Consider the following 7640-nt stretch of genomic DNA (forward strand, 5'->3'; position numbering starts at 1 on the left):
GCAACATTAGCTAGAGATTGCAAGTATTTAGAAGATAACTATGAACTTGTTAAGATACAACCAGTAGATATGTTCCCCGGAACTATTCATGTGGAGACGGTTGGTCAACTTTTTAGAAAAACTCCAGATACGCATATCAACCTAAAAATAAATACAAATGAATTAGATCTAACTAAAGCAGAAGCTAAAGCTACATATCAAGAAATAAAGGATTGCATATTAGATAAGTATTGTGTAAATGTATCATCACTTAATATTGCACAAATAAAACAAAAGCTAGGTATTATCGAAAGAGATAATTACAACATCTCAAAAAACAAAGATAATAAGCAGCCTAAATGTACAAAAGAAAAAGAAGAGATGATTAAAGATGCGTTATACCACTTTAAAATGATTTAATTAATATTTAACAAAATAGAACTGTTTTCTTTGTGATGATGGTTCTTTTTGTTAGTTGCTAAGTAAAATGGCTCATCAACTCCACAATATAAGTCTTGTTCGAACTTTTACTTCTATTCTTCCCTGAAGGATTTATTGTAAGAGTTTTTTAGATAAGAATCATTAATGGCGATTTTTAATTTATTATATGTTAATAAAAGATTGTGAAATATTATATCTTGAAATACAATATAAAATTTCGATATATAATATATTATGTTATTTTAATATGGAAGAAGTTATTAAAGGCGAATATATGAAATATAGTTATAATCGTTTGTGGAAAATATTAATTGATAGAAAAATTACTAAAACAGAGTTACGCTTGCAAACAAATATTTCAACAAATATGCTTGCGAAAATGGGCAAAGATGAACCAGTTTCGATGGAAACTTTGGCGAAAATATCAACTTATTTTAAATGCGGACTTGACGATATAGTCGAAATCACGAAAGGAAACTAGAAATAATGGCTAAAAAAGAAGTTAAAACTGATTTGTGGGTCTATGACCTCTTGAAACAAGCAGAGATACAGTTAGATGCACAAGGAAGTAATATAAAAGAAATTGATGAAGCGTTGAAAACTGCTTCAAAAAAAGGCACTGGAAATGTAGGATTTCCTGAATATGTAGGTGTTGTTAAGGATTATCTTTTGGTTATAGAAGATAAAGCGGCATTAGACAAACATATCAAATTAGATGATAAGAATTGCATTAGTATTGAAGCTAATGCAGTGCGAGATTATGCAGTAAATGGAGCACTATTCTATGCAAAACACCTTGCAAGAAATACCACATACAAAAAAATTCTTGCGTTTGGTGTATCAGGAGATGAAAAAAAGCATAAGATTTCACCACTATATGTAGATGAAACGGAATTTTATAGGGAACTTCCTGAAGTGCAGTCTTTTATTTCCTTTAATGAGGATAATATTGACGAATACTATACACGAGAGATTTTGAAAGAGGATACTGATACTGAAAAAGAAACAACTGAAATTCTAAAAGATGCTGCAATATTGCACGAAGATCTAAGAAATTATGGCAATCTTCTTGATACTGAAAAGCCGTTGATTGTATCAGGAATTATGCTTGCACTTCGTGAAGCAGAGTTTAAGAATTTTTCTATTAGCGATTTAACGGGCGATACCATTAAAACAGATGGTCAAAAAATATATGACGCTATCGATGCTAATTTGAAAAGAGCGAATGTTTCTCCTGCGGTAAAGAAAGACAAAATATTAGGGCAGTTTGCTTTTATCAAGGACACTGTAAAATTAAATGAGGTCGATGAAAAATTAAACAAAACACCACTTAAACATTTTGCGGAGTTTTATATAGCAAAATATATCGTTCTATTCGCTTTTCAAAATCAGCAGAAGATTATATCGGTCGATTTTATGGCGAATTTATGAGTTATTCCGGCGGAGATGGACAGACACTTGGTATTATCCTTACACCAAAGCATATAACTCAGTTGTTCTGTGATTTACTTGACTTAAAGCCTGATGATGTTGTCTTTGACCCTTGTTGTGGAACTGCGGGATTTTTGATTGCAGCAATGCATAATATGCTAAAAAAGGCAGATAATGATGTTCAGAAAAAGAGCATACGACAAAATCAATTACACGGAATAGAATTAAGACCTAATATGTTTACCATTGCAACAACAAATATGATTTTGCGTGGTGATGGAAAAAGCAATTTAATAAATGATGATTTTTTGAAGCAAGACCCTAATAAATTACAGTTGAAACAAGCAACTGTTGGAATGATGAATCCTCCATATTCACAAGGCTCAAAACAAAATCCTGACTTATATGAAATTGCTTTTACAGAACATTTGCTAAATTCATTGTCTGTGGGTGCGAGATGTGCGGTCATTGTTCCGCAATCTACAATGACAGGAAAATCGAAGGAAGAAGCCGCTATTAAAGAGAATATTCTTAAAAAACACACTTTGGAGGGAGTTATTACCTTGAATAAGGACACTTTTTATGGAGTAGGAACAATGCCCTGTATTGCGGTATTTACAGCAGGCGAACCACATCCGACTGATAAAATATGTAAGTTTATTAACTTTGAAGATGATGGTCATAAGGTCGCACCTCACATTGGCTTGCTGGAAACAGAGTCAGCAAAAGACAAAAAACAGCATTTGCTTGATGTGTGGTTTGACCGAATTGATAGTGAAACGAAATTCTGTGTTAAAACAACCGTTGAAGCAGATGATGAGTGGTTGCACAGTTTTTACTATTTCAATGATGAAATTCCAACAGAAGCAGATTTTGAAAAAGCGATTGGCGATTACCTAAGTTTTGAATTTTCAATGGTAATGCAAAATAGAGAGTACTTATTTGCAGGGGGTGATACAGATGAAGTTGAGTGATAGGAATTGGGGGATTTTTCTTATTGGAGATTTGTTTTCTGTAAAGCGTCCACCAGCACGAAATAAGGACGATTATGAAGTTGGAGATATTCCGTTTGTTGCTTCTGGAAGTGTAAATAACGGTGTTATGAAATGTTGCAAACCTCTTGAAAATGAAAAATTAGACGAAGCAGGTTGCATTACAGTAAGTCCTGTTGACGGAAGTGCGTTTTATCAGCCATACTCTTTTTTAGGAAGAGGAGGGGCAGGTTCGTCTATTTTAATGCTGTATGCCGATAACTTAAATCTGTATAGCGGTCAATTCATAGCAAAAATGATTGCCAATACCTGTGCTTGTAAATACAAATACGGGCATATGGGAAATAAAGACGGAATTAAGCGTGAAAGAATTATGCTCCCCGTTGATGAAAATAATAATCCCGATTATCAATTTATGGAAGATTATGTGAAAGAATTGATGGAGAAAAAAAGACAGAAATATCTTGCCTACTGTAAAGAACAGCTAAAATTTATCGGGGGGGGGTACGACCTGATACCTCTGAAAGATAAGGAATGGAAATCGTTTTTTATTGTTGATATTTTTGATAATATTCAAAGAGGAAAACGATTAAAAACAGCAGACCATTTATCAGGCAAAGTTCCTTATGTTTCTTCTTCAGCACTAAATAATGGTGTAGATAACTTTGTATCAAACGAAAAAGGTGTTAGACTATTTTCTAATTGTATAAGTTTGGCTAATAGTGGTAGTGTTGGTTCAAGCTTTTATGAGCCGTTTGAGTTTGTCGCAAGCGACCATATTACCCACTTAAAAAATGATGAATTTAACAAATATCATTATTTGTTTTTAGCCACAATGATAAGCAGATTATCTCAAAAATACAATTTTAATCGCGAGATTAATGATAAAAGAATTTCAAGAGAGATTATTTTATTGCCAGTCAACGATCAAGGCGATCCAGATTATGATTATATGGAAAAATATAGTAAAAATACTTTTAGAGAAAAGATGCAAAATTATATTGATTATATTGGTGATTTTAATTAGAAGTTCCGAGCAAACCCAAGATTGAATTTGGACTATTTTTAAATATGAAATATTTTGATTTTATCTTCACACATTCGTTTTATGTAATCATTTTATATAGAATGATGGCACAGGAGGAATTAATGATGAAAGATAAATATTATGTATTACTTAATGATGAAGAAAGAAGTTCACTTATTCATTGTCTAAATGATTTAAGAAACAATCTAATTAAACAAAGTAAGTATACTGATGCAGTTGATGATTTGCTTATTAAAGTAGCTTATACAAAAAGAAAAAGATTTAATTTATTTAAATGGAGATTATCATTATGAAAGTAAATTACGAAGAATATTCTGACTACACATCACCTTGTTTGACGCTAAATAATGATAATAAACATTATGAACTTGGAGTTTTCGCTAATAGACATAGAAGATACTTAAAAAAACATCATCGTATCATTTATTACAATCTTCTTACATCAAATAAACTATATGATTATCTATCTAATATAGAAATAGAAGCTTCTAATTATTATGAATCACTAATAAAATCATTGGCTCAAAAAGAAAATATCGATGAAGATCTTAAAGCTGATGATATGATGTTATGGGCACAAAAGATGAATAATATTCAAAATATTGCAAGAGAAATGGTTAATCAAGAGATAATATATCGTTACTAAATCAAAAAGCATATTCGAGAGTAGACACAAACCTCAAGAATATGCTTTGCTTTTGTATGATTAGAAATTTTTAACTAATTCTATTGCGTCAGCAGGAGTAGTTAATACGTCTATCGTATCTCCATTGGAATCAAAGAATTCTACTTCGAAATATTTGCCATCATATTCTAAGACTATAGCTCCTTCTGTACCTGCTGGTAAACCATTGAATTCTTTAATTAATTTAACAACATCCAATTCTTTCATTTTTACTCTCCTTTCTTGTCGGGATATACAGTTACAATTTTATATGTAATTCTATTATTATCTTTTTGAATAATAACAACTACATTTGCACTGGCATTTTTACCATTTTTACCATTTAATTTTATGCTGTAAGTGTGTTTTAGACCATAAATAGTTTTTTCGCTCTTATTTGGCGTTTTTCCTATAAGAGAAGATACTACATTTTTATGAAATAACTTTGAATCATTTTGTGAATATCCTAATACTTCTTTCATAAATTTGGCTTTTGATCCACCTATTGGATGATTTATATTTAGTAGATATTCTTCTGTTTTCTTTTTGTTATATCGAACATCTCCAAGTGATTTTATTGGATAATTGTTTTGTATAGAGTTATTGTTGTTATTTGACTCTTCATAATAACCGATACCTAATCCCAAGGATTTTCCTTGTTTGGCACCTAAGGTATTTCCAAAATTACCTTTAAAACCTGCTCCCATTACGAAATTTTCTCCTTGTGAACAGAAGCATATTCACTATCAAATTGTATAATTTGAATACCTAGCTCTTTATATTTTTTGAAAATATCATCAGGAGCGGCTCCATATACTATAATCTTTTTTGGCGTTAGGCGTTCTACCATTTTAGAAAGTCCTTGTTCAAAGTATTTTCTTTCAATTAAATTTTTAATACATCCGTGAGTTCCTATACATACAGTGCTGTTCTTTTCAATACCGTCAAAGCAAAAATCATAAGATCTTTCATCGGAAAATCTAACATTAGGAATTACTTCGACTCCATTGTTTTGTAGCCATACTCCAATCGCCTTACCTTGATATGTAGACCACTTTTGCATTACTAGCGGCATATTTCGATATAAGCTGAAATCTGGAGTAACTATACCCTCATATTTTTTAATAATTGGTAAATACTTTCTTGGATTATTCCATAATCTAATGAAATTTTCATCGTATTCATAAAATACAATCCATTGGTTGTAATCTTTTGAACTAATTGCTTTTGAAAAAGTGATAACCCTTGCTGGAATTAATTTACTTGTTTTAATACAAGGTATTTCCTCAATCCCTTCATAATTTGCTTTTTCTACTAAAAAAGCATGAAAAACATCTTTACAATCAATTTTAATTCTCTTATTTTCTATTGTCATTATTGTGATCAATTCCTTTCCTCACTACTAAGTGAATAAACAATAAAATATTGAATTTGTTCCTCAGATGTGTCACAATAACTACGCAAGATATTGGATGTTTACATCCGAAGAAATTGCACTAATTAAGTTGCGCCAACAATTTAATTAGTGTATTTTTGTATTTAACCCATTATTTCACCACCTTTCAAAATATTACACAGCAAAATTAAAATGCTGTAATAAGTTTTTTTCATAATCTGTATAATCTGATTCACCAAACATTAACCATTTTCCATAATAATTGTATGCAATTTCAGATGCTTGATGGCTAATATAAAAATTGTTATATACTTCGTCACTATTTTTCAAATGGAGAATATGTATCAAAACTGGTGGAGCAATAGCATATTTTGCAAAGAAGTTTGCTTCAGCTTCTGCTAAATCGCTTGAATTACTATGATTAAACACAATATGACCACATTCGTGTAATAAAGTATGATTAATCCTGCCATAAACTTTTTTATCATTGTAGAATATGTACCATTTACCATTATGCATTTCACTAAAGCCGTCTTTACTCTCTTTCATCAATAGTAATTGAACATCTTCTGGCTTCGATGAATATGGAACAACAACCGCTCCTAATTTTGATGCCATTTCAAAACCGCTTATTGGCAAATGACTAATATCTAGTTTGATAATAGTATCAACAACTATTTTTTTAATTTCCTCATATCTGTTATTCGATAATATAAATCCCAATTACTATTCCTCCCCAAATAAAGCATTAATTAGCTTTTTCTTTTCCTGATCACTTAAATTAGACGAATTACGAGCTAACATTCTTTCAGTTTTTGAAAAATCAAAATCATTTTTCTCAATACCTAATAAATAATCTGAACTAGTATTAAGTGCAGTTGCAATATTTGCAATCATATCCGCCTTAGGTTCTCTTTCTCCATTAACCCATCTAGATAGTGTTGCTTCAGTCGTATTCAATCTGTCTGCAAGTTGCTTTTGAGTTATATTTTGTTTCCTTAAAAGCTCTATCATTTTTTCTCCTAATTCCTTACTCATGTTTTCCTCCTTTTGTGAATATGCACATTATCTGCTTACCAAAAGTATAATACATATTACCAATAAATACAAATAATTCGCATAATATTGCTTATTTTATTTGTTTATGAAAAATAGATATTTATTCTTAGCGAGCAGACCATTTGTAAATACAAACGGTATTTCTCGTTAGGGAATATCCCTAATACCCTAATTAAAAAATAAATATTTTTTAGATATGTCTCACAAATTGGTGAGATTTTTTTATTTTCTTAAACTTTTTTCAATTTTAGGGTTTGTTTTTGCACTCTCTCAGTCCAAACAAGTGAAGGGAGTATAAATATTTTTTAAAGGTTTTTGAAAATGGGTGTGCATTTTAGGGAGTTTTGTCCATATAAGTGAAGGGAGATGAAATTAAATGAAAAACAAAACAAGGATACTTCATATCAGATTATCTAAAGAAGAATCAGATGATCTAAATCGAAAAGTAATGATAAGTGGTTTATCTAAATCGTCATTAATTAGATTGCTTATCAAAGGATATGAACCAAAAGAAAAACCAGATACAAAATTTTATGAAGTTACAAAAGAACTTTATGCAATAGGTAATAATCTAAATCAATTGGCATATAAGGCTAACAAGCTAAATCTAATTGATAAAGAAGAAAACAA

12 protein-coding genes and 1 pseudogene are annotated in these 7640 nt (G+C 30.6%); 8 read left to right on the forward strand and 5 right to left on the reverse strand.

Annotated elements, in window-relative coordinates:
- The 7 genes and pseudogenes from Q0F58_RS15635 to Q0F58_RS15665 all read left to right on the forward strand — a co-directional run.
- A pseudogene (locus tag Q0F58_RS15635) lies at positions 1-399 on the forward strand (23S rRNA (uracil(1939)-C(5))-methyltransferase RlmD); the annotation flags it as partial.
- Between the two features lie 295 nt (positions 400-694).
- Complete coding sequence (locus tag Q0F58_RS15640; RefSeq protein ID WP_294378630.1) at positions 695-901, forward strand: helix-turn-helix transcriptional regulator; 207 nt, start codon at positions 695-697, stop codon at positions 899-901.
- A 5-nt stretch (positions 902-906) separates the two neighbouring features.
- Positions 907-1851, forward strand: a complete 945-nt coding sequence (locus Q0F58_RS15645; RefSeq protein ID WP_294378606.1) for a hypothetical protein — start codon at positions 907-909, stop codon at positions 1849-1851.
- Positions 1848-2825 (forward strand): class I SAM-dependent DNA methyltransferase, encoded by a 978-nt coding sequence (locus Q0F58_RS15650; RefSeq protein ID WP_294378608.1) that lies wholly within the window; start codon positions 1848-1850, stop codon positions 2823-2825. Before Q0F58_RS15645 ends, Q0F58_RS15650 begins: the two co-directional genes overlap by 4 nt.
- Complete coding sequence (locus Q0F58_RS15655; protein ID WP_294378611.1) at positions 2812-3870, forward strand: restriction endonuclease subunit S; 1059 nt, start codon at positions 2812-2814, stop codon at positions 3868-3870. Before Q0F58_RS15650 ends, Q0F58_RS15655 begins: the two co-directional genes overlap by 14 nt.
- 122 nt (positions 3871-3992) lie before the next feature.
- Positions 3993-4184, forward strand: coding sequence for a hypothetical protein (locus Q0F58_RS15660; RefSeq protein ID WP_294378613.1), 192 nt, complete (start codon positions 3993-3995; stop codon positions 4182-4184).
- Entirely contained in the window at positions 4181-4537 is a 357-nt protein-coding gene (locus Q0F58_RS15665) for a TnpV protein (protein ID WP_294378615.1), read from the forward strand. Before Q0F58_RS15660 ends, Q0F58_RS15665 begins: the two co-directional genes overlap by 4 nt.
- A 60-nt stretch (positions 4538-4597) precedes the next feature.
- Here Q0F58_RS15665 and Q0F58_RS15670 read toward each other — a convergent pair whose 3' ends face one another.
- From Q0F58_RS15670 to Q0F58_RS15690, 5 genes are all read right to left on the reverse strand, one after another.
- Positions 4598-4783, reverse strand: coding sequence for a DUF4926 domain-containing protein (locus Q0F58_RS15670; RefSeq protein ID WP_294378617.1), 186 nt, complete (start codon positions 4781-4783; stop codon positions 4598-4600).
- 2 nt (positions 4784-4785) lie between these two features.
- Positions 4786-5262 (reverse strand): DUF6883 domain-containing protein, encoded by a 477-nt coding sequence (locus Q0F58_RS15675; protein ID WP_294378619.1) that lies wholly within the window; start codon positions 5260-5262, stop codon positions 4786-4788.
- On the reverse strand, positions 5262-5930 hold the full coding sequence (locus Q0F58_RS15680) for a DUF4417 domain-containing protein (RefSeq protein WP_294378621.1): 669 nt from the start codon (positions 5928-5930) through the stop codon (positions 5262-5264). The genes Q0F58_RS15675 and Q0F58_RS15680 overlap by 1 nt, the downstream gene beginning before the upstream one ends.
- 195 nt (positions 5931-6125) lie before the next feature.
- Positions 6126-6569 (reverse strand): ImmA/IrrE family metallo-endopeptidase, encoded by a 444-nt coding sequence (locus Q0F58_RS15685; protein ID WP_294378623.1) that lies wholly within the window; start codon positions 6567-6569, stop codon positions 6126-6128.
- Positions 6570-6677: 108 nt separating this feature from the next.
- Positions 6678-6989 carry a helix-turn-helix domain-containing protein gene (locus tag Q0F58_RS15690; protein ID WP_294378625.1) on the reverse strand — a complete coding sequence of 104 codons (312 nt, stop codon included), beginning with the start codon at positions 6987-6989 and terminating at the stop codon, positions 6678-6680.
- Between the two features lie 397 nt (positions 6990-7386).
- On the opposite strand from Q0F58_RS15690, the gene Q0F58_RS15695 reads away from it, so the two are divergent.
- A partial coding sequence (locus tag Q0F58_RS15695; protein WP_294378628.1) for a plasmid mobilization protein occupies positions 7387-7640 on the forward strand: 254 nt, incomplete at its 3' end.

This window comes from uncultured Clostridium sp. (assembly GCF_934754915.1).
In the GTDB taxonomy this organism is placed as follows: Bacteria; Bacillota; Clostridia; order Clostridiales; family Clostridiaceae; genus Clostridium.